The organism is Paraburkholderia sp. SIMBA_053 (assembly GCF_046534895.1).
GTDB classification, from domain to species: domain Bacteria; phylum Pseudomonadota; class Gammaproteobacteria; order Burkholderiales; family Burkholderiaceae; genus Paraburkholderia; species Paraburkholderia caledonica.
The window spans coordinates 22,044-43,107 of the sequence record NZ_JAWRXU010000008.1 but is presented as its reverse complement, the minus strand read 5'-3'; the positions used below and the strand labels follow the sequence as shown (position 1 = coordinate 43,107).

Annotated in this window: 23 protein-coding genes and 1 pseudogene; 11 read left to right on the top strand and 13 right to left on the bottom strand. The window is 60.1% G+C overall.

The genetic code is table 11. The annotated features are described in order from the left end of the window. Positions 1-86: 86 nt before the first annotated feature. From SB753_RS22810 to otsA, 5 genes are all read left to right on the top strand, one after another. Positions 87-347 (top strand): hypothetical protein, encoded by a 261-nt coding sequence (locus SB753_RS22810; RefSeq protein ID WP_204520421.1) that lies wholly within the window; start codon positions 87-89, stop codon positions 345-347. A 297-nt stretch (positions 348-644) separates the two neighbouring features. After that, entirely contained in the window at positions 645-2,045 is a 1,401-nt protein-coding gene (locus SB753_RS22805; protein ID WP_020065271.1) for a sigma-54-dependent transcriptional regulator, read from the top strand. A 91-nt stretch (positions 2,046-2,136) separates the two neighbouring features. Continuing rightward, a complete protein-coding gene (locus tag SB753_RS22800) occupies positions 2,137-2,352 on the top strand; it encodes a hypothetical protein (protein WP_087751317.1) in 216 nt (71 codons plus the stop codon). A gap of 153 nt (positions 2,353-2,505) precedes the next feature. Then, complete coding sequence (locus SB753_RS22795) at positions 2,506-2,781, top strand: hypothetical protein (protein WP_084690001.1); 276 nt, start codon at positions 2,506-2,508, stop codon at positions 2,779-2,781. A 225-nt stretch (positions 2,782-3,006) separates the two neighbouring features. Beyond that, positions 3,007-4,434, top strand: a complete 1,428-nt coding sequence (otsA, locus tag SB753_RS22790; protein ID WP_020065274.1) for an alpha,alpha-trehalose-phosphate synthase (UDP-forming) — start codon at positions 3,007-3,009, stop codon at positions 4,432-4,434. 142 nt (positions 4,435-4,576) lie between these two features. Here otsA and SB753_RS22785 read toward each other — a convergent pair whose 3' ends face one another. The 5 genes from SB753_RS22785 to SB753_RS22765 form a co-directional block, all read right to left on the bottom strand. Beyond that, positions 4,577-6,025, bottom strand: a complete 1,449-nt coding sequence (locus tag SB753_RS22785) for an MFS transporter (RefSeq protein ID WP_410801979.1) — start codon at positions 6,023-6,025, stop codon at positions 4,577-4,579. A 178-nt stretch (positions 6,026-6,203) separates the two neighbouring features. After that, entirely contained in the window at positions 6,204-6,707 is a 504-nt protein-coding gene (locus SB753_RS22780) for a YbhB/YbcL family Raf kinase inhibitor-like protein (RefSeq protein WP_020065276.1), read from the bottom strand. A gap of 159 nt (positions 6,708-6,866) precedes the next feature. Next, on the bottom strand, positions 6,867-7,313 hold the full coding sequence (locus SB753_RS22775) for a very short patch repair endonuclease (RefSeq protein ID WP_392392455.1): 447 nt from the start codon (positions 7,311-7,313) through the stop codon (positions 6,867-6,869). Between the two features lie 222 nt (positions 7,314-7,535). Further along, positions 7,536-7,967 (bottom strand): hypothetical protein, encoded by a 432-nt coding sequence (locus tag SB753_RS22770; RefSeq protein WP_410801977.1) that lies wholly within the window; start codon positions 7,965-7,967, stop codon positions 7,536-7,538. Positions 7,968-8,062: 95 nt separating this feature from the next. Further along, the gene (locus SB753_RS22765) at positions 8,063-8,332 is read right to left on the bottom strand and encodes a hypothetical protein (protein WP_131319746.1); all 270 of its coding nucleotides are present in this window, start codon (positions 8,330-8,332) and stop codon (positions 8,063-8,065) included. Positions 8,333-8,796: 464 nt separating this feature from the next. Between SB753_RS22765 and SB753_RS22760 the strand changes: the two genes are divergently transcribed. Then, positions 8,797-9,381: a hypothetical protein gene (locus SB753_RS22760; RefSeq protein WP_410801975.1), complete on the top strand. Its 585-nt coding sequence runs from the start codon at positions 8,797-8,799 to the stop codon at positions 9,379-9,381. Between the two features lie 80 nt (positions 9,382-9,461). Here the strand turns inward: SB753_RS22760 and SB753_RS22755 are convergent, their stop codons facing one another. From SB753_RS22755 to SB753_RS22730, 6 genes and pseudogenes are all read right to left on the bottom strand, one after another. Further along, positions 9,462-10,412 carry a LysR family transcriptional regulator gene (locus SB753_RS22755; RefSeq protein ID WP_410801973.1) on the bottom strand — a complete coding sequence of 317 codons (951 nt, stop codon included), beginning with the start codon at positions 10,410-10,412 and terminating at the stop codon, positions 9,462-9,464. 205 nt (positions 10,413-10,617) lie between these two features. Continuing rightward, entirely contained in the window at positions 10,618-11,505 is an 888-nt protein-coding gene (locus tag SB753_RS22750) for a LysR family transcriptional regulator (RefSeq protein WP_410801971.1), read from the bottom strand. Positions 11,506-11,578: 73 nt separating this feature from the next. After that, positions 11,579-12,256 (bottom strand): annotated as a pseudogene (locus SB753_RS22745) (ABC transporter permease subunit). A 1-nt stretch (position 12,257) separates the two neighbouring features. Next, on the bottom strand, positions 12,258-12,995 hold the full coding sequence (locus SB753_RS22740) for an amino acid ABC transporter permease (protein ID WP_410801969.1): 738 nt from the start codon (positions 12,993-12,995) through the stop codon (positions 12,258-12,260). A gap of 65 nt (positions 12,996-13,060) precedes the next feature. Beyond that, entirely contained in the window at positions 13,061-13,996 is a 936-nt protein-coding gene (locus tag SB753_RS22735) for a glutamate/aspartate ABC transporter substrate-binding protein (RefSeq protein WP_410801967.1), read from the bottom strand. Between the two features lie 79 nt (positions 13,997-14,075). After that, positions 14,076-15,398, bottom strand: a complete 1,323-nt coding sequence (locus tag SB753_RS22730) for a hypothetical protein (RefSeq protein ID WP_410801965.1) — start codon at positions 15,396-15,398, stop codon at positions 14,076-14,078. Positions 15,399-15,588: 190 nt separating this feature from the next. On the opposite strand from SB753_RS22730, the gene SB753_RS22725 reads away from it, so the two are divergent. After that, the gene (locus SB753_RS22725; protein ID WP_408127602.1) at positions 15,589-16,503 is read left to right on the top strand and encodes a LysR substrate-binding domain-containing protein; all 915 of its coding nucleotides are present in this window, start codon (positions 15,589-15,591) and stop codon (positions 16,501-16,503) included. Between the two features lie 159 nt (positions 16,504-16,662). Next, entirely contained in the window at positions 16,663-17,358 is a 696-nt protein-coding gene (locus tag SB753_RS22720; protein ID WP_410802125.1) for an alpha/beta hydrolase, read from the top strand. A 97-nt stretch (positions 17,359-17,455) separates the two neighbouring features. On the opposite strand, the gene dcm is transcribed toward SB753_RS22720, so the two are convergent. Beyond that, positions 17,456-18,730, bottom strand: coding sequence for a DNA (cytosine-5-)-methyltransferase (gene dcm / locus SB753_RS22715; protein WP_410801963.1), 1,275 nt, complete (start codon positions 18,728-18,730; stop codon positions 17,456-17,458). Positions 18,731-19,021: 291 nt separating this feature from the next. Next, positions 19,022-19,348, bottom strand: coding sequence for a hypothetical protein (locus SB753_RS22710; RefSeq protein WP_020065285.1), 327 nt, complete (start codon positions 19,346-19,348; stop codon positions 19,022-19,024). Between the two features lie 201 nt (positions 19,349-19,549). Between SB753_RS22710 and SB753_RS22705 the strand changes: the two genes are divergently transcribed. From SB753_RS22705 to SB753_RS22695, 3 genes are all read left to right on the top strand, one after another. Further along, on the top strand, positions 19,550-19,741 hold the full coding sequence (locus SB753_RS22705; protein ID WP_020065286.1) for a CsbD family protein: 192 nt from the start codon (positions 19,550-19,552) through the stop codon (positions 19,739-19,741). Between the two features lie 225 nt (positions 19,742-19,966). Further along, a complete protein-coding gene (locus SB753_RS22700) occupies positions 19,967-20,188 on the top strand; it encodes a hypothetical protein (protein WP_087751302.1) in 222 nt (73 codons plus the stop codon). Positions 20,189-20,346: 158 nt separating this feature from the next. Beyond that, positions 20,347-21,051 carry a glutathione binding-like protein gene (locus SB753_RS22695; RefSeq protein WP_131319769.1) on the top strand — a complete coding sequence of 235 codons (705 nt, stop codon included), beginning with the start codon at positions 20,347-20,349 and terminating at the stop codon, positions 21,049-21,051. Positions 21,052-21,064: the final 13 nt, after the last annotated feature.

Here is a 21,064-nt window from a genome sequence, read left to right as displayed (position 1 = left end):
CCCACGCCTCGCGATTTATCGACGGTGACCGGCGGCCGATGCGCCGCCGCCACCTTTCTCCATTCAACGACCACAAGGAGTTCACGATGGCTCGACCCAAAATTGGTATCTTCGGCGCGCTGATGGCGCTCGGCGGCTTCCTCGCGGTCCGCTATGTCCAGCGAAACCGTGCCGCGCAGGGAGCAACAGGACGTGAGTTGCACCGTTGGGAAGGCGAGGGCGGCGCCGTTACCGCGCCGTCGTCGTCCGCGCCCGGCGCGGCTCTCGCGGCGAGCACGGGCCCCGGCGCCCATGGAGCAAACGGCTCCGCACATCCCGACGCCTGGCCGTTCCCGCACAGCAGTTAAGCTTGCTTTTCGCCAGGGCGCCGCATGAAATCCCTGGGATGCGGCGCCTTGGCGGTACTGTTAATTTGTCTCAGTAAAGCCGTATAATAGGTAAATACAGAACAATAGTGCCGATCACGTCCTGCTTTCTGCGTGTATTGTTGCAGTATTGAATGAAATCGGCGGTCCCTTGCTTGATGCAGGTTGGCGTGCGCTCACATCGAGTCGCATTCGCCGCCGCCCGCGCGAGGGTCGTCGCCCTTTTTAGCATGCCCCGCCGCATGCTCTTCTCCCACGCTTGCAGGCTTTCGAGACGCGATGCCACATGTACTGATTGTCGATGACGACGCAGGTACCCGCGAGGCGCTTTCCGCCATCATCGGGGAAGACGGATTGACCACCGCCACCGCGGGCGATTTGCGCGAAGCGCGCATTCAACTCGTCCGGCAAATGCCGGATGTTGTCTTTACCGACCTGAAGCTGCCGGACGGCAGCGGGGTCGACTTGTTCGAAGATCTCGATCCGCGCTCCGGCGTGGAAGTGATCGTGATCACGGGCCACGCCACGGTGGAGTCGGCGGTGAACGCGCTGAAAATGGGCGCCACCGACTACCTGGTCAAACCGATCAACATGCAGCGCGTGAAGGCGATTCTTTCGCGCCTGCCGCGTGCCGGCGACCTGAAGGCGGAAATCGGCACCTTGCGCGGCGAATTGCGCCGCATGGGCCGCTTTGGTTTGATGCTCGGCAATTCGCCGGCGATGCAGGAGGTCTACGACCAGATCGGCCGCGTTGCGCCGACGGCGGCTTCGGTCATGCTGGTCGGCGAATCGGGCACCGGCAAGGAAGTGGCCGCGCAGACGCTGCACGAACTGAGCTTGCGTCGCAAGCATGCGTTTCTCGCCGTGAACTGCGGCGCGATCTCGCCGAATCTGATCGAATCGGAAATGTTCGGTCACGAGCGCGGCTCGTTCACCGGCGCCGACCGTCAGCACAAGGGCTATTTCGAGCGCGCGAACGGCGGCACGCTGTTCCTCGACGAAATCACGGAAATGCCGATCGAGCTGCAGGTCAAGCTTTTGCGCGTGCTCGAAACGGGCATGTTCATGCGCGTGGGCACGACAAAGGAAATCGAAACGGACGTGCGCCTGATCGCCGCGACCAACCGCGATCCGGAGCAGGCGGTGCTGGAAGGCAAGCTGCGGCTGGACCTTTACCACCGGCTGAACGTATTCCCGATCAGCTTGCCGCCGCTGCGCGACCGGGGCAAGGACGTGGAGTTGCTGGCCCAGGCGTTTCTCGACGAACTCAACGAACGTCACGGCACGCGCAAACATTTCCCGCCCGCGGTGAAGGAAATGTTGTTGTCGTACCCGTGGCCAGGCAACGTGCGCGAACTGAAGAACTACGTGCAGCGCGCGCACATCATGTCGGGCACGGATTCGGACAGCACGGCCACCGTGCCGCTGCAGATCACGCTGTCGAAGCCGGCGGCCGGTACGGCGATCACCATCCCGTTCGGTACGTCGCTCGCAGAAGCGGATCGTCAGCTGATTCTGGCCACGCTCGAGCAGTGCGGCGGCGTGAAGACGCGCGCGGCCGAGATTCTCGGCATCAGCCTGAAGACGCTGTATAACCGCCTCGTGGAATACGGCAATGACGCGCGTGAAGAAGGCGATTCCGCCGACGAATCGCGCGCGCTCGGCGGCGCGGACGCTTAGCGTTCAGTCGCCCCCGCTTTGGCCGGGAGCGCTTCTGTAACGGCACAACCCTTGCTGCGTTTCGGTAGAACGCATAACGAGGATCACTGACATGCCGGAACACGTTGCCGCTCCCGCGTCGCCGCTTCAAAAGCATGCACATCGTCCGGAGCCGATCGAGCCGCCGACGCCGGGCGAACCCGACACTGTGCCCGACCCGAGTCCTCAGCCGATCGAACCGGTCGAGCCGCCGATCGGCGATCCGCCGCCGCAGCCCACGCAAACTCCCCAAGCCAGTCAGCGCCCGCCAATCTCTCTGCAACTCTGACATTACGAGCGGGTTGCGCCCTAGCCACGCGCCGCAAACTTGTGTACATGTTACAAATGCGGCGCACGTTTTACCGGGAGTTACGGCGTCGTTCCGAGACTTGTAGATGCCGCCACTGCCTGGGCGGCGCGGCTTTGCCCGGAGGCATCGACCATGAGACATCCAGCACTGCGGCGTTCGGCGCGTCACTCCAAGCGCGACGGCCGTCCCCCGGCGACCAGGAATGGTCCGCCGCTTTCTACCGAGTCGCCCCCCGCGCCTGCGCCCGATTCATCGGCCGCACCCGCCCCTCAGGCGCCTCACCACGATCCGTCCGCGCAGAATCGCGTCGCTCCGCACGCACCACCTGACGGGGAGTACAACCAGGGCGGCGTCCGCCCGGAAGGCCTCGACTACCAGCGCGACCTAGGCTCCGAGCAGGACGCGTGAGGCTCTCTGCCCAGCAAATAATCACGCGAGAACGGCGTTCGCCGGTTCGTCGTAGGAAACGGAAGGAAGTTCTTCGCGGCGTTCCCGTGCTGCGGGTTTTTGCTCGCCCGTCACATTTGCATACATTTTTTGTCCTCCGCTTTCGCAAAAACGGCACGCGACTTGCATGCACCTTTTTGGCACATGTCCGTATGCAACGAAACAACTGAACTAGGTGGAGCACCAATGAGCAGACTGATCGTGGTATCGAATCGTGTTGCGCCGACCCAGGAAGGGCGGCCCGCAGCGGGCGGCCTGGCGATCGGCGTGCTGGATGCGTTGAAGGAAACCGGCGGAGTCTGGTTTGGCTGGAGCGGTGAGACGGTGAGCGAGCCGTCCCCGCCGCTGATTGAGAAGCAAGGCAACGTGACCTATGCGACCGTTGGCCTGACCAAGCGTGACTACGACCAGTATTACCGCGGCTTTTCGAATGCGACGCTGTGGCCGACGTTTCACTATCGCAATGACCTGTCGCGTTATGATCGACAGGAATATGCGGGCTACCAGCGCGTCAATGCGACGCTCGCCAAGCAGCTCAAGGAGCTTCTGAGGCCCGACGACATTATCTGGGTTCACGACTACCACTTGCTGCCGTTTGCGCGCTGCCTGCGCGACCTCGGCGTGAAAAACCCGATTGGCTTCTTCCTGCACATTCCGTTTCCGGTCCCCGAGGTGTTACGCACGATCCCGCCGCATGAGGAACTCGTGAAGGCGATGTGCAGCTACGACGTGATCGGCTTTCAGACGGAGGCGGATCGCCAGTCGTTCGTCGATTTCATCGAGCGTGGCCATCATGGCACGTCGAGTGAAGACGGCATGGTTCACGCCTACAACCGTTTCCTCAAGGTGGGTGCGTATCCGATCGGTATCTATCCGGACGCGATCGCCAAGGCCGCCGAGCAGTTCACCGACCGCAAGCCGGTGCGCAGCCTGCGCGACGGCATGCGCGGCCGCAAGCTGATCATGAGCGTCGATCGCCTCGATTATTCGAAGGGTCTGGTCGAACGCTTCCAGGCGTTCGAGCGCCTGCTGCTGAATGCGCCGGGATGGCACGGGCGTGTGTCGCTCGTGCAGATCGCACCGCCGACGCGCGCGGACGTTCAGACCTATCAGCGGATTCGTCAGACGCTGGAAGGCGAGGCCGGGCGTATCAATGGCCGCTTTGCGCAGCTCGACTGGACGCCGATCCAGTACCTGAACCGCAAGTACGAACGCAATCTGCTGATGGCGCTTTTCCGTCAATCGCAGGTCGGCTACGTGACGCCGCTGCGCGACGGCATGAACCTGGTCGCCAAGGAATATGTCGCGTCGCAAGATCCGGCCGATCCGGGCGTGCTGGTGCTCTCGCAATTCGCCGGGGCCGCCGAGCAACTGCCGGGTGCTCTGGTTGTCAATCCGTTCGATCTCTCGCAGATGGCCGAAGCGCTGGAACGTGCGCTTTCGATGCCGCTCGCCGAACGTCAAGCCCGCCATGCGGACATGATGGCGCCGATGCGCGAGAACAACCTGTCCGTGTGGCGCGATACCTTCCTCGGCGATTTGCGCAACGTCGCTACGGCGTCTTCCGTGACGGCCAAAGCGGTAAAGCTCGCTGACGTGACGGCGTCGTCATAGGAATTTTGCGGCAGCGCGGCTCTCACAGAGCCGCGCGCGTTCGTCACGTCTGAGCGAGTTTGTCGAGGAAGAGAAATAGAAGGGCGCGGATCGTTTGCAGCGATCCGCGCCCTTTTTGCGTTGAGTTCACAAAAAATGTTGATCAGGCCGGCCGCGCCTTCGCCTGTTGCGTTACGCGCAGGGTGCTGACCACCGCTGCCACTGCCGAAAACCCTGCGGCCACATACAGCGCGAGGACTGGCCCGTTGTGCGGCGCCACTCCGAAGATCAACGCGACAAGCGCCGCGCCGAGCGTCTGCCCGGTCAGGCGCGCGGTGCCCAGCATGCCGCTGGCGCCCCCGCTACGCTCACGCGGCGCCGACGACAGCATCGTGCGATTGTTAGGCGACTGGAAGATACCGAAACCCGCGCCGCACAACGCCATGCGCCATGCGATCTGCACCGGCTCGGGATGCGCTCCGAGCGTGGCGAGCAGCAGCAGTCCGACGGTCATGGTGGTCAGTCCGACGCCGCCCAGCCAGCCTGATGACACTTTGTCCGACAGCACTCCGGCAATCGGCGCAGCGATGATGATGACCGCGGGCCATGGCGTCATCAAGAGACCGGTATCGACCTGCGAGAAACCGAGCGTGTCCTGCAGCATGAAAGGCAGCGACACGAAAGCGAGCATCTGCGCGCAAAACGAACAGACCGAGGTGCCGATCGACAGCGCGAAGATCGGAATCCTCAGCAAATCGATCGGCAGCAGCGGCGCCGGCCGGCTCAATTGACGACGCACGAAGAAGTAGCCGATCACCACCGCGCCGATGAATTCCACGGCGACGTAGCCGAGCCGTTCGCCGTGCCCGAGACCATCGACTGCGAAAATCAGCAGGCCGAATACGAACGCGTTCATGACCGCGCTCAACAGGTCGTATGGCGAATCGTGGCCGCGGTTCATCGGCAAAGCCTTGATGCCGCCCACAATCGCCGCGATGCCGATCGGCACATTGATCGCGAAGAGCCACGGCCACGAGGCCACGGCGAGCACCCCCGAGGCCACGGTGGGTCCTACAGCGGAGGACACGGCGACCACCATCGCATTGATTGCGACGCCGCGCCCAAGCTGCGTCGGCGGATAGATCATGCGGACGAGCGCCGTGTTCACGCTCATGACACCCGCCGCGCCGAAGCCCTGCACGACGCGTGCAATCGCGAGCGTCGACAGCGACGTGGAAAGCGCGCAGCCGAATGACGCGACCGTGAACAGAATCAGGCCGCCAAGATAAATGCGCCGATAGCCGATGCGGTCGCCAAGCGACGCGAGCGGCAGCAGCGAAATGGTGATGGCAAGCTGATACGCGTTGACGACCCAGATGGAGCCGGCCGCACTCGCCCGGAGGTTCCGCGCGATAGTGGGCAACGCGACATTGGCAATGGCGCTGTCCAGTACTGCCAGTGTGAGGGCGAGCGCAATGACCAGCATCGCCCAATAGCGTTGCGGCGTCGGCAGGCCGTGTTCGGGATTGGACGCTGCGGCGCTGTCGGGAGCGCCTGTCTGCTCTGCGTCCGGCGGTACTGCGCCGCCATTGCGCGATGGTTGTGCGTGCATCGGTTGTTGAATGTGCCTTGGACAAACCGCCGGTCGGACAGCGAGCCGTGGGTATCGCGCGCCGTTGCAAAACGGTTCGCGGGACGCGGCGATGCCGGCGAGCAACGGATGAGCGCGCCGGCATCGCCCATGTCACATGCGCGCCGCGTTCGGGCGGCGCGGCATCGCAAGCTTGCCGTTATTTGAGTTCGTAGAGGCCGGTGTGGGTCGTCGAGTCGATCTCGTTCATATGCGTCATGAAACGCGCGACCGCATTGGTGGTTTCGGCATTGATCGGCAGATGCGGCACGCTCAGCGCATGCAGGCGGAAGATGTAGCGATGTGTCTTGTCGCCGCGCGGAGGCGCAGCACCGCCGAAGCCGACCGTGCCGTAGTCGTTGCGCACCTGCAGCGCGCCTTGCGGCAGCAGCGAGCCGTCGGCCTTGCCGGCGTTGCGCGGCAGCGAACGCACGTCGGCGGGAATGTTCACCACCACCCAGTGCCAGAACCCGCTGCCAGTCGGCGCGTCGGGATCGTGCACGGTGAGCGCGAAGCTCTGCGTGTCAGCCGGCGCGCCTTCCCACTGCAGCGCGGGCGAAATGTTTTCTCCATCGACGCCAAAGGCTTTGTCGCTGTATTCGTGTGCCTTCGGCATGAAGCCGTTGTTGGAGAAATCGTCGGACCAGAGACGGAAATCAGCCATTATGTGCCTCCCTTCTTGACGGGTTTTCGATGGCCGAAGCGAACGGTTTCAGCGCCGCGCCGACGTCATGCCGGGCGGCCGAGCGTCGCTTCGGGTAAGCCGATTGAGTGTATCACCGCGTGCTTTCGGTTCGCTCGCCGCAACGCCCGGTGTAAGGTGCTACGCGCGCTCCTCGAAGCTCGGCGCATCGCTTTTCAGCCATTCGACGAGCCGCGTCAGCACGCCTTCTATATCGCGATTGGCGCCACGCAAAGCGCATTCCCATACGACCGCGACGCGCCAGCCGCCGGCGAGCAACGCGGCGCGCACCTTGTAGTCGTTGGTGCGATTACGGCCAATCTTCTCGCGCCAGAACTCGGGGCGCGTCTGCGGCCATTTGAAAAGATGACAGTCGTGGCCATGCCAGAAGCAGCCGTGCACGAGCACGACGGCGCGATAGCGGGGCAGCACGATGTCGGGACGTCCCGGCAGATCGCGCGCATCGAGACGAAAGCGAAAGCCCTGCCGATGCAGCAGGCTGCGGATCAGAACTTCGGGCTTGGTGTTGCGCCCGCGAATGCCGGACATCATGCGGCTGCGGGTCGCGCTATCGACGATATCGACCATTGCTAGCTTTCGATGCCGCACCGCGCGCGGCCGCAGTGCGTCGGCGTGTGAGGAAGGGACTTCTGTCGACTCATTCGATGGCTCCTCGGTAAGCAGCGATTGCATACGCGGGAGCACGATGCGCGCCACATCGGGCGTCGCCGGCAGTTTAATCCGATGCGCGCAAGCAAGCCGGCGGATGCCGGCATTTGCCAGTTTACGCAAAAACGGCTGTCGTCACGATCACGATCTGCGCACGAGCATGCAGAGACTTTGTATCCGCCGCAACTCGGAGTCGTAACCTTCAAGCATATGGCCAAGCGGCCTTCTGCGCTCACGGCGCCCTTGCTCGAACTCGCGCCTCTCTTCCTTGGTGGGAACCCAGTATCTGCCGATGCGGTCTTCCTGCACGTGGCGAATCGTGCCGGCGCTGACTAACTGGCTCAGCGAAGCCTTCACTTGCCGCGTACTGCTGTTCAACTGGTTCGCGAGCGCGACGCAGGTGTATCGGACTCCCGGCGTCATGATGGCGTCGAGGTTCGACGCACTCAGCCTCTTGCGCTTTGCCGCCTCCTTGTTCTTCTCCGCTTCGTTATCCGAAGCGACGACGGTGCACGCGTCCGGCTCTTGATAGTTGTCGCGCAACGACGCTCGCGCGGTATGGTCTCTTTTCATGTTCGACGCCTCTCTTCTTCCTGTTTTACCAGTGCTGGATCGTCTTCACATCGCGAGCCGGAACATGCGTTTTCCGGCCGCTTCAATGCAACCGCTTACTGCGTTCCAGATGAGGGAACACCGTCGCGCGCCGCGGCGATGGACGCGTCGCGCTCTTTGCCTGCGGCTGCTTTCTGCCGCAGATAGACGCGTTTCGCTGCTGCCACCTTTGCGTCATAGGTGCGATTGGCCGCGGAGATCTGCTGATGCATCTGGACGATCTGGTCATTTGTGCCCGCTGACGGTTTTTCCGTTTCGGTCTGTGCCCAGCATGCAGATGCGGCGCTGAACAGGCAGAACAACACAGTGGAAACGAGTTTCTTCATAGACGCTCCTGCGAAAAAAACGGCCGCGTTAAGCGGCCGCGAAAGTCCACCACTCAGACCTTGAAAGTGGAGGCTCGGGGTTCGTTACTCGCTGCAACGTGATGAGAAGTTAATGCAAGCGACAGTGAGCGGAAAGAACGGAAATGACGTACATGTAAAGGAAAACCAAACACGAACCATTAAGCGCGATGCAAACACATCGCGTTCCGCCGGTGCCATGTATCCGTCGTGCACCCCGTGTCCCCTGAAGTTCGAAGGCCATTTGCGCACGCTGTTCGCAGGCGATTAACGCGTTCACGATCGCGCTTCTTCACAGTCCCTATCGGCTCGCGATACGTTCGCTACTGACACCGATCGGATGACCGAATCGTTCAAACGCTGCGAGTTGTCACGAGACTTTGGCCACACTTAATAATCAGGAACAGGAGCAAGACATGCGTGCACTCACACTACGATCGCCGGGTATGCTGAACCTCGCCTTTGCTACGGCGATATTGCTGAGTCACCCACTAGCGGCCCACGCACAAGTGACGCGTGCGCCTGCGTCAGCCACTGCGGCCAGTGCAGTGGGTGCAGATGCGATGGCCCGGCTTACCAGCCGTATCATCAACGTCGATGTGCAGACGAGTCGCATCACGGTCCAGGGAGCGCGCGGGGAAACGGTGGTCGTGGAAGTCGATCCCGAGGTTGCGGACGTGCGACTTCTCAAAGTAGGCGACGAAGTTCATGTCGAGTACTCAGGCGCATTGCTGCTGTCGGCGGAAAAGGTAGAGACGAAGGGCGTCCGTTCGCGCGTCGAGGAAGAGACGGCGACGCCGATATCTCACGGTATGTCCGTCAAGCTTCGCAACGTCGACATTGTCGCAACCGTGCAGCGTTTGGATCGTAAGAATCGGCAGATCGTATTGCGTGGCCCCACGCGCAGCATGCTGTTGCAGATAGCGCCTGACGTACCTCTCGATAAGATTGCCGTTGGTGACAGCGTGCACGCGAAATATCATGCAGAAACAGCGATTCTGATCACGCGCGACGGTAAACCAATTCGTTGATCCCAGAAGAGCCGGCGCATTAAGGGTACTGCCAGTCGCAGCAGTACCCGAATGCCGGCATGACTCACCCTTCGATGGTGCTAGAAAAGCAGCTCCGTCGATTGCAGAACTCGCTTTGCTTCTGCCGTTCCTGCCCTGTCGCTGTCGCGGATAGTTTCGAGCAGTATGTCGACGAGGCAATTCGCCGCCGCGCTGAGAGGATTCCCGTTGCGCGAGACGATGCCGACCGAAGTGTCGGCAAGTTCTTCTCTCAGCGGAAAAGCGCAGAACTTGTAGCGCGTCACGCAAATTTCTGCGAGCGGCCACGGAAAGATGGAAACTGCATCGGTTCTTTGCAGTACTGACGCGGCCACTGTCAATGAATGGGTGAAGTGGACGTTACGTGGTTCCGGCAAGCCATTGCGATAGAACGTCTTCTTCGAGAGACGGCACTCCATGTCAGAGTCGAGCGAGACGAGCCAGTCAGCATCCATCAGGTCGGCAAGAGAGCGCGACTGCGCAAGCGGGTGCCCCTGCCGCGCGACAACGGCCAGACCGCAAGAAAAGAGCGGGCGGAAATTGAATTCCGTATTGGCGATGTCCGGCGCCTGCCGTCCCACGAATAGCTCGACGCTCCCGTCGCGCAAGCGGGGATTCGCAATCGACATAAGACCTTCGAACATCTCCAGTTGGACATTCGGCATTCTCTTGCGGAACTGGATAAATATTTCCGGAAGAAAACAGAGTGCTATCCATGGCGTAATGGAAACGGCAAGCTTGCCGGACGGCTCAGCCCGCATCTCTTTCATCGCGCCATGAGCGCGCTCCACTTGCGCCACGATCAGTCTCGCGTGAGTGAGAAGTGTATTGCCGCATTCGGTCAACGTCGCACCCGAAGAGGTACGCTGAATCAACGGGGCATTTACGTCGTCTTCGAGATCTTTAAGCGCCTGGGTGATCGCCGACGGCGATAGTTCCAACGCCCGGGCTGCGCCGCGAACGCTGCCCGCGTCCGCAATGGCGACGAGCGCGCGAAGTTGATGGTTCTTCATCGTGTCCTCACCGTTTGCAGGTATGCGTTGCACTTCAGGAAGCCGCTCGACGATGCAAGCGTTTGTGGAGACGTGCTCTTACGTTGTCTACTGGGCTTCAGGAGATGCTGAAACTGCGCGTGAGTTGTGTGCAACGCGATGCAATTATGAGCGTCGCCCGAGGAGGGCGCCACGATCCCACAAATAACTCTGGATTAACGTAGCGTTATTGTTTGGCCGCGAGTGTTCGCTTGGCGATCTCGATTGCCGTATCCAGTACGACAGATCTCCTGTTTTGCACTCGCCAGAAGGCGACGAGCCGGCGCGGTGGAATATCCTCGAGAATGATGCGTTTCAATTCGCAGCTTGCAAGCAAATCGTTTGGTACATGCTCGGGAAGTAGTGCAATGGCATCGCCAATAGACGCCATACGCAATGAGAGTTCGAGCGAATCGCATTCTATTGATGGCTGTATCGCACAACCCAGCACGCGCTCCACGTAGCGTCGCACGCCGAAGTGCCGGGGCGGCAGTATCAGTTTCAACTCCGACAAGCGCGACATGGTTTCGCGGCTCAGATCGGCGCGTGCGCTGTGATAGAGAGCGAGGCGTTCGTGGTGAAGATCGACGCTTTCGAGGTCCGTAGCGCTGACCTCCGTCGAATAGGTGAGCCCCAGGTCGGCCATGCCGCGTATAACCATCTCGACGATGTGGCTCGAACTATCGCATTGCAGCGAGAGGCGCGTCTGCGGATAAAGTTGCAGTAGCTCCTTGGTGAGGCTCGGCACGAAATGTCCGATCAACGTCTGTACAGTGGCAATGCGCAGTGACAGTCCCCAGCCAGGACCTTGCGCGGCATGCGAGATAGATTCGTCCAAAGCGTCGAAGAGAGGTTCGACCGTGCGGAATAGTGCTTCACCATCTGACGTGAGCTGCATTCCGCGTCCATGTCGCCTGAACAGAAGGCGGCCCAGTTTCGATTCGAGCGCCTGGATATGGCGGCTCAAGGCCGGCTGTGTAATACCCACAGTTTCCGCCGCCGCGCGCAGCGACTGGTGCTTCGCAACTGCGACGAACATACGCAATTGCGTGTCGTGACTCGTGGCCGTGGTCATGTGCCGCGCATGGAGACAGGTCGATGACTCAACGCGGGATGCCGGCGAGTGCGAAAGACTTCTCTCAGTGCAATCATTTCGCCAGCCTCGTCCGAACGCCATTAGTGATCGCGATGAGGAGCGTGGTAACCGACCAGTAGGCCACACCAGCAACGATCAGCATGGGTACAAGCGTTCCGTCGCGTTCGCCGATCGCAGTCACTCGCCGAAAGAAGTCTCCAAGAGCAATCACGTAGACGAGCGACGTGTCCTGAAAAATCACGATGCATTGGGTGAGCGCAAGCGGCACCATTGCACGAAAAGCCTGCGGAAAGATCACATAGCGCAGCGTCTGGAACGGTGTCATGCCGAGTGCGTACCCGGCCTGTAGCTGTCCGCGCGGCAGGCTCGCGATCCCCGCACGAATGATTTCGCAAAAGAACGCGGCTTCGAGCAACGAATAGGCAGTCAGGGCGGAAACGAGCCGCAGGTCCACCGTCGACGGTAGATTGAACAAAGCCTTCAGGAATTGCGGCACGATCAGAAAAAACCACAGCAGCAGCATGACAAGCGGAATGGATCGGAACAACGACACATAAGCTTGCGTGAAAACGCGTAGCACATAGTGCGACGACAAACTGAACGCGGCCAATACCGTACCTCAGGCGAGACCGAGCAGAATCGCCACCACGGTAATCTGCAAAGTGATTCGCATGCCTGAGAGCAGCACGGCTCTCGAATCGATGAGCGTTTGCCAGTCCATCTCGAACATGTCAGCCCCCAATCAGCCCAGGCAATGCAGTCCGGCGACGAATCCAGCGCATGCAGCACAGAATCGCGAAGTTCAGCCCCATATAGACGAGCGTTACGCAAATGAACGACTCATACGGCTGTGCCGTGTAGTCGACAAGTTGCCGCGCCTGGCCGGACAGTTCAAGCAGACCGATGGTAGAGGCGACCGCCGAGTTCTTGGAGATGATGAGGAACTCCGATGTCAGCGGGCCCCATATCGTGCGAAACGTGACGGGCAGAAGCACATACCGATACGCTTGTGTTCGCGTGAGACCAAGTGCGAATGCGGCATGGATCTGTCCAACGGGACGCGCCAGGATCCCGGCGCGCACTTGCTCGCAGATTCGCGAACCCGTGTACACCCCGAGCGATACCACCGATGCAATCAGAAACTGTGGATGAGAAGGCAGACTCTTGAGCCAGTCTCCGATAGCGGCGGGCAGTAGTTCCGGCACGACGAAGAACCAGATAAAGAACTGCACGATCAACGGTACGCCGCGGAAGATAGAAACGTACGCGGCACTCACCGCCTTTGCCGCGCGGTTGGGCAATGTGCGCATTACGCCGAATACGGTGCCCGTGACAAGTGCGAGTGAAAACGCGAGCAATGTCAATTCAACGGTGTTCACGAGACCGGACACCAACCAGCCGAGATATGTGGCCGGTTCGCCGGTAGCAACGGGCTGCAGCAGCACGCCCCAGTGCCATCTGTAATCCATGAAATACCTCTCGCCTGCGCATGTCGGCGCGCGGTTAACGTGTCGTCATATCGGGTCGATGCGGCTCAGGACGTCGGCTTGTCGTCGGGATTCGCAAAGAGCGCCTGCATGCGCGGAGACAGCGGGAAATCCAGGTTGATTCTTTTCGGAGGAATGGGCTGCTGGAACCAGCGCTGGTACATCTTCGCAGCAACACCGGACTTTTGGGCCTCGATAATTGCGGCGTCCATCACGGCTTTCATCGGTGCATCGTTCTTGCGCAACATGCATCCGTAGGCCTCATAGGTTCGAGGTGTGCCCACGATTTCATAATCGCCGGGGTTGTGCGCTTTCGCTCGTTCGCCGGCCAGCAACGCGTCGTCCATCATCATGGCTTTAGCGCGGCCAGTGGAGAGCATTAGAAACGATTCGGTGTGATCTTTTGCGCTGATGACGTCCATGCTCATCGATTTCTCCACATTCATCTTGCGCAGGATCTTCTCCGAGGTAGTGCCCGCGCCGACCACGACAGTTTTTTCTTTCAGATCGTTGAAGTCCTTGATGCCCGACTTCCTGTTGACCAGGAGGCGCGTGCCGATTACGAAAAAGCTGTTCGAAAACGACACCTGTTGCGCGCGCTCCACGTTGTTCGTCGTACTCGTGCATTCGAAATCGATCGTGCCGTTCTGAAGCAGCGAGATGCGGTTCTGCGAGGTGATCGGAATGGTGCGGACTTTGAGGTCCGGCGACTTCACGACCATCTTGATGCGCTCGATGATCAGATTCGCGACGTCGATCGAGTAGCCGATCGGCTTCTGGTCGGCGTCGTAGTACGAAAACGGAACCGACGCATCGCGATAGCCGATGGTCACCACATGTTCTTTGCTTATTTTCAGGAGCGTTCCCGTGAGTTCGGGTTCTGCCGCTCTCGCGTCATCGAGTGCGCTGAAGGTCAAAAGGGCGACGGCGGCGATCGCGCCGCAGCGGCCGTTCGCGGCTCGGGCAGGAAGCGGTTGTTTCATCGTGGTCTCCAGAACTTGCATTTCTCGTGGACTCCCCGGGCCGCGCCGAAATCACGCGACAATGGATGTCAGTGTGGTTTCAGGGCGTGCCGGTGATCTGCGCCACATCGATCACATACATTCGACGCGCATCCTCGTGTACAGAATCGATGCACACGGCGCGGCCATTTCGATTCCAGCGCGGATGCAGATCGCAACGGTTCTCCTTTTTAAGGTCCGGCGATGCATAGAATTCCCCGATGTCGTAGCGCACATCTTCATGCATGTCGTAGAGAAACAGTATGCGTGTGTTCGTCCGCGAGTCAGGGTATGTGTCGGATAACAGCCAGCGCGTGTCGACTGGGGAAAAGCTCATATGGCCGTTCTCAGTGAGCAGGTCGCGACCGATTACTTCCACGCTGCCGTTATCGCTGTCTTCATACAGGTGATAGTGAATGCTGCCGGCGTGCGGGCCCCATACGATGACGTGTGAATCGTCTTGCCAAAGCGGGTGCGATATCTGGTATTCGGACTTCTCGTAGTCGAAGGTGCCGACTGCGGACGAATCGAAATGTTCTGCCAGTTGTGGTAGCGGATGATCCGAACAATCGAGCAACCGCATGCCCGAGCCGTCTGGATTCATCGTGATCAGCCTATGGAGGAAGCAGGTTTCGTCGGCGGTGCGTTCCGTCCAGCGGTGCAAAAAGAGCACGCGCGAGGACGCAGCATTGATCTCGATGTGGCTTACCCAGTGAATGGCGTTCTGCATCGACGGAACGTTGTGGAAACTGCGCAGATCGTCATAGCTGACGATCAATGCGGTTTCACCCGTTGCAAGATCGAGGCGATGGATGCCGTCGTCGGCCGGCGCGAGTTGCACGGGAAATGGACCGCCGCGTTCGCTGTAGCCTATCGTTTCGTGCGTGACGTAGAGGCGCCGGTAGTCGACGCAAAGCGCATAGCGGCTATTGGGTGCGCACACATAAACCGGCATGGGAAGCGTTGTCTTCGTGGCAGTGTCGATGTCGAAAATGGCTGCGCCGAAACCCGGATAGCGCGCCGACAGATCGCCCGTACGAGTGTTGTAAATCACCTTGCGCCCGGGCTCGCCGTCGAGCCATTGCAACTGGCAGCCCATTTGCCAGTTCCAGGCGGTTGTCGTATCGATCGCGTGAAAAGTTTCGCGATCCTCCATGTCGAAGTAGCCAACTTTCGCCATGAGTTGTGGCGTGAGAGGCGCATCCATCATGGCGACCTGGTTGCCCAGCACGTAGCGGCCCGTTCGGTCCCATGCGCTCTTGTTGTAGTAGCCAAAGAAATGATGACGCTCGCCACTGCCAAGCCGCCGCACAGGACACTTGAGGTTTACGATTCGCCCGCTTTCGGGCAAGCGGTTGACGATGCAGGTGGGGGACGCAATCATGAGCGGACGAATCGGTTGGTGAAGGTAGCACAGGCATGAAGTGCCGATGCATGAGGTGACTGAAGCATATCGCCGCACATCAATAGGGGGTAATTCATTTTTCGCGCATGGGTATTCGCCGTTGATATACTCGCGCGGCAGTCTTCGTTCGAATACTGCGTTCCTATGCTCATATCGAAGGGACGTCCCCTTGACCCGGCCACTGAACTTCCAGCAGATCCAGGCATTTCGCGCGGTAATGCAAATGGGCACGACAACGGGCGCTGCGGCGGTACTCAATACCACGCAGCCTTCAATTAGTCGCCGGCTTGCGGAATTGCAGAGCTTTTCCGGATTGAAGCTGTTCGAGATGCACCATGGAAGACTGCGGCCGACAGGCGAAGGGCAGTTGCTATACAAAGCCGTGCAACTGCATTTCAACGGTCTGGAGAACATCGAATCGGTGGTCGCTATTCTGCGCAAGTCCGGCACGGGAGCGCTGCGAATCGGTTGTACGCCGACGCTCGGTATCGGTCTGTTACCGCAGGTCATTCGTGAGCTTCGAGCGCGCTTCCCGCAGACGTATCTGAACGTGCAGACGGCTAATACACCGCAGCTTACGGATCTACTGCGTCAGGATCTGGTTGACCTGATATTGACGACGGGCAAGCTCGACGAGCTCGACTTCCAGACAGAGATCGCGAAGACGGTGCCCGCTGTGTGCGTATTGCCGCTGGGCCATCGTTTGCAAGCGGAGTCGACTATTCATGTGCAGGCTTTACGCGATGAGAGCCTGCTCGCGCTCGGCGAAATGGACGATCTGACAGTCGCAATTAAGGCAGTACTGAATGCGAATGACATGCCCGCTGAATTCGCCATTCAGACTACGTCGTCCATTACGATCTGTGCTCTCGTGAGTGCGGGCAATGGCGTCGGAATCGTCAATCCTTATGTGGCGAGTACATTCGCAGGTCAATTGCTGGTCAAGCCGCTGACGCCGGCAATCGACGTAGCCGTGAGCATGGCAATGCCTGCGCACACCGCGCCTTCGTTGCTCGCGCGGCATTTCATCGAAATCCTGCAAGCGCATTTGGACACGATTGCGCTATCCGCGGTATGCGGGTAACCACCACATAAACTTTTTCGGTGTTGTGATTTCCTGGACCTATGATCCAATCGATCCCGCTCTTTCCGCGGCGATCGGAGCACGGTCACGAGTGTCGAAGCGTCGATCGGACCTGCCGTGGCCGGCGAAAAATCAAATCACTCGAATGGAGTCACGCAAATGAGCAATCAGCCTGTGATCTTGCTGGTGCATGGTTTTTGGGGCGGCGCTGCGCATTGGAGCAAGGTCATCATCGAATTGGCGCGCAAGGGTCACCAGTCGATCCGCGCTGTGGAATTGTCGCTGACGTCGCTGGCCGATGACGTCGAGCGTACCCGCAAGATGATCGCTCAACAGAATGGACCGGTCTTGCTGGTGGGACATTCGTATGGAGGCGCCGTCATCACACAGGCAGGAAATCACGCGGACGTTGTTGGCCTCGTGTATATCGCGGCGTTTGCGCCGGACGAGGGAGAGAGCCCCGGTGGCATTACGGAACAGCATGTTCCCGAGGCTGCGCCGCATCTCGAACCTGACAGCGATGGCTATCTATGGCTTAAAGCCGGGAAGTTCCATGAGAACTTTTGCCAGGACCTTACTCCTGACGAGGGGCTCGTCATGGCCGTGACGCAGAAAGCACCGCTCGGCGGAACGTTCGGAGACCGAATCAGTTCGCCTGCGTGGGCCAACAAACCCTCGTGGTACCAGATATCGAGTGAAGACAGAATGATCCACCCCGACAACCAGAGAATGATGTCCACCCGGATGAATGCAAGAAAGGTGGTCACGCTGCCGGCAAGTCATGCGTCGCTCGCTTCGCGACCAGTGGAGGTTGCCGCATTGATTCATGAGGCGGCCACCGAACTGGCCAGGTGATCGCAACGTCGATGCGAGGGCCTGTCGAATCTGTTGCGTATTGGATCGACAGGCCGGCTTTACTGCTGGTGATTACACGACGCAAGAAGCAACGCAACTAAGCAAACGCAGTCAACGTTTCCCGCGAACGTTCGCGCTCGCGCGCGAGAAGCTCTTTCAAATGCGGACTCATGATGCGCGCCACTTCCTGCATGACCGGAACTACGACGCTGTTGCCGAACTGGCGATATGCCTGCGTATCGCTCACGGGAATCACGAAGTCGTCGGGAAAACCCATCAGACGTGCGCATTCGCGCGGCGTCAAACGGCGTGGCCGCTCCCCGTTGCCTTGCGCGAGAAGAATCTCAGAGCCGTCCTTGTGATAACGCGCGGACAGCGTGCGTGTGACGCTGCCCGGCGTGACGAGGCCGAAGCCGAAGCCGTTTCCGGCCGCGCGATGTTTCTCCGCGTAAGCCTGCAGGTAGGCCCACAGATTCGGCGTCAGCGTGTACTTCGGCTGCACCTTGCGGCGGACGTGGTCGAAGAAACGCTCGCCGTCGTGCGGCAACACCGGCTCGGTGCCGTCCGTCTTGTGCAGAATCGACGCGAGACGCGGCCCCGTTGCCGGCACGCGCAGATCGTCGAAAGAAAACCCGGTTGGCTCGCGAAAACCTACGATGACGATCCGCTCACGATGCTGCGGCGTGAAGTGTTGCCCGTCTATAACTTTGTAGTGGACGTCATATTTCAGCTCGTCGCGCAGCACGTCGAGAATCGTTCTGAACGTGTTGCCTTTATCGTGCGAGAGCAGGTTCTTGACGTTTTCCAGCACGAACGCTGCTGGGCGTTTAGCGTCGATGATGCGCGCGACATCGTAGAAAAGCGTGCCTTGCGTCGTGCACTCAAAGCCGTGCGGACGGCCGAGCGAATTCTTCTTGCTTACGCCTGCGATGCTGAAAGGCTGGCAAGGAAAGCCGGCCAGCAGCAGGTCATGCGACGGCACCGAATCTTCCGCGTAGGACACGATGTCGCCGACGAACTGGTGTGCGTGGCTGGCGTCCTGGTGGTTCTGCTGGTACGTCTTTTTGGAGAACTCGTTCCATTCGCTCGTGAAGACGCACTGACCGCCGTGCGCCTCGAAACCGCGTCGAATCCCGCCGATTCCCGCAAAAAGGTCGATGAACTGGAAATCCGCCCGGCTTTCTGAGTGCGTATTTCGCGCGCTCGTATGCAGCATCTCACGCAAAGCGGCTTCGGCGATGCGGGGACAGCTGTGGTCCGTTTTCCAGCGTCGAATGGTTCTGACGTCTTTTCCGCAGCGCGCCGCGATTTCAGCCTGACTGTAGACCTGCAGCGCGTGTAGGAGCAGGTCGTGCCTGGTGGCCATTGTCATGTCGCTTGTTCTCGCTGGGAATTTTGCCGGACATTTTGACCGTTCGATCACCGCCTGTCCAGGAATTTTGGGGCGCGATATGTCCCGCCGGAGCCTTGAGCGGCGAAATGCGCTTGTCACAGTTGGATGTGTACGCTTGCAGCGTGACGCGAGGTCCCTGCGTTGCGACGTGTTGAGGCCGCGGCATAGTTCGCGGCCTTTTTTTATATCGACACCGACATATCGCTCCCGCTCGCCGCTTCGCTTAGGATTAGCGGAACTGCAAAGCAAGAAAAGCGGGTGACTGCCGCGTTAGGCGAGATGTCCGGCGCCGGTTTCGTGCGTAGGTGGAAATAATGCGGCGGTGGCGGGCGCGAGTTCGTCCCATGCCAGAGGCGGCTCGGCCTCGAACTGGTCGAGCTGCAACAGAAGACTGTCCACCGCGCACAGCTGCGGGTGCGTCAGGCTGCCCGTGTCGAGCAACTTGTAAAGACGCTCGCGCCAGTAGGTCGGGGGCAGAATAGGGCCAGCCAGGTCGCCTTGCAACGACAACCGCATCGCGCGCGCGATATGGGTGATGTCGCCGTCGATCAAACCGGCTTTCGATGATGCCGACAGGGTGATGGGTTTGCGGTCCATGGCTCCTCCATGGCACCTATTACGGCAGGCTGGAGGGAAACTTTAGCCTTTTGATGAAAAAATTTCCGGGGGCTTGACGGAGAGCCCCTCGCGCGGCACCGCATTTTGCGACGCGGTCAGCAACGGCCCTCAGGCATGGCCGTTGCTCGATCAGGTTACTGGCGCAATTTCGCGTCGGCATTCAAATAAGTGGAGCCGAACATGAACAAGGACCAGGTAAAAGGTGTGGGCGAACAGGTCAAGGGAAAGATCAACGAAGCCGTGGGTAAGGCGACGGATAATCCCGCCAAGGAACTGAAGGGCGATCTCCAGCAGGGCGCGGGCAAGGTGCAGAAGAGCTACGGCGACGCAAAGGAAGACGCGAAGGACCAAGCCAAGCGCAACACCCCGTAATCTGGCTTGATGCGGTCGTAGGGAAAAGGCGCTTCGGCGCCTTTTTCTCGTTGGTTGCGTCATTTCGGGTCGCCGGCAGGAGGCGCGCCGGGCTGCCGTGGGCGTGTCCGGTTTCCGGCTGCATCGTCGGCCGGGCCTGGGAGTAACCCGGCTTTGGCGCGCCGAACGTGCGCTGCGGGCTGTCGGGCCTTTAGACTGGCTGCATCCAACATGGAGGCCGCGACAATGACACCGGAAAAAGTGCTTTCGATGTTCGAACGGCAGTACCTGGAAGGCAAAGCGCCCGTCGATCTGGACGAGACTTGCGCAAGCTTTGCAGCCTGGCTCGCGTCGATGTGGGAGCAACTCGACGTCGAACGCAGGGCTTTGCTGTTGGCGGTGGGTGCCGCGCTGTGGCGCGAAGGCTATGACCTGAGCGCGGGCGGCGCGACGAAGGACTTGTGGTGAGCGCAACCTGAATCGCGGACTTGCCGGCGTCCCGCACCCGTTGCGCCGACTCGGTTTATATTTGGCGCTCCGCATTGGCACAGCCGAGGCCGGTCGCTCCGTCGATCTCTGCCGCTCAATGCGATTTCCGCCATTCCGCACAGGGTTTACACCATCACATGACAGATCTGTCCGCTTTCCCGATCACGAAGAAATGGCCTGCTGAGCATCCGGACCGCCTTCAGCTGTATTCGCTGCCTACGCCGAACGGCGTCAAAGTGTCGATCATGCTTGAAGAAACCGGCTTGCCTTACGAGCCGCATCTGGTGCGCTTCGACACGAACGACCAGATGACGCCGGAATTTCTGTCGGTCAATCCCAACAACAAGATTCCCGCGATCATCGATCCCAACGGACCTGACGGCAAACCGCTGGCGCTCTTCGAATCCGGCGCGATCCTGATTTATCTCGCGGACAAAACCGGCCAGCTGATTCCAAAGGACGCCGCCGGCCGCTACGAGGCGATCCAGTGGGTCATGTTTCAGATGGGCGGCATCGGCCCGATGTTCGGCCAGCTTGGCTTCTTCCATAAATTCGCAGGCAAGGAATACGAAGACAAGCGTCCGCGCGACCGCTACGTCGCCGAATCGAAAAGGCTGCTCGGCGTGCTGGAGCAGCGTCTCGAAGGGCGCGAGTGGATTCTCGGCGATCAGTATTCGATCGCGGACATCGCGACGTTCCCGTGGGTGCGCAATCTGATCGGTTTCTACGAAGCGGGCGAGCTCGTCGGCATAGAGGATTTTCCGAACGTGAAGCGCGTCCTGGCCGCGTTCGTCGCGCGTCCGGCTGTTGTTCGGGGACTGGATAGTCCGAAGCGGGTGTAGACGTTCGTTGGTA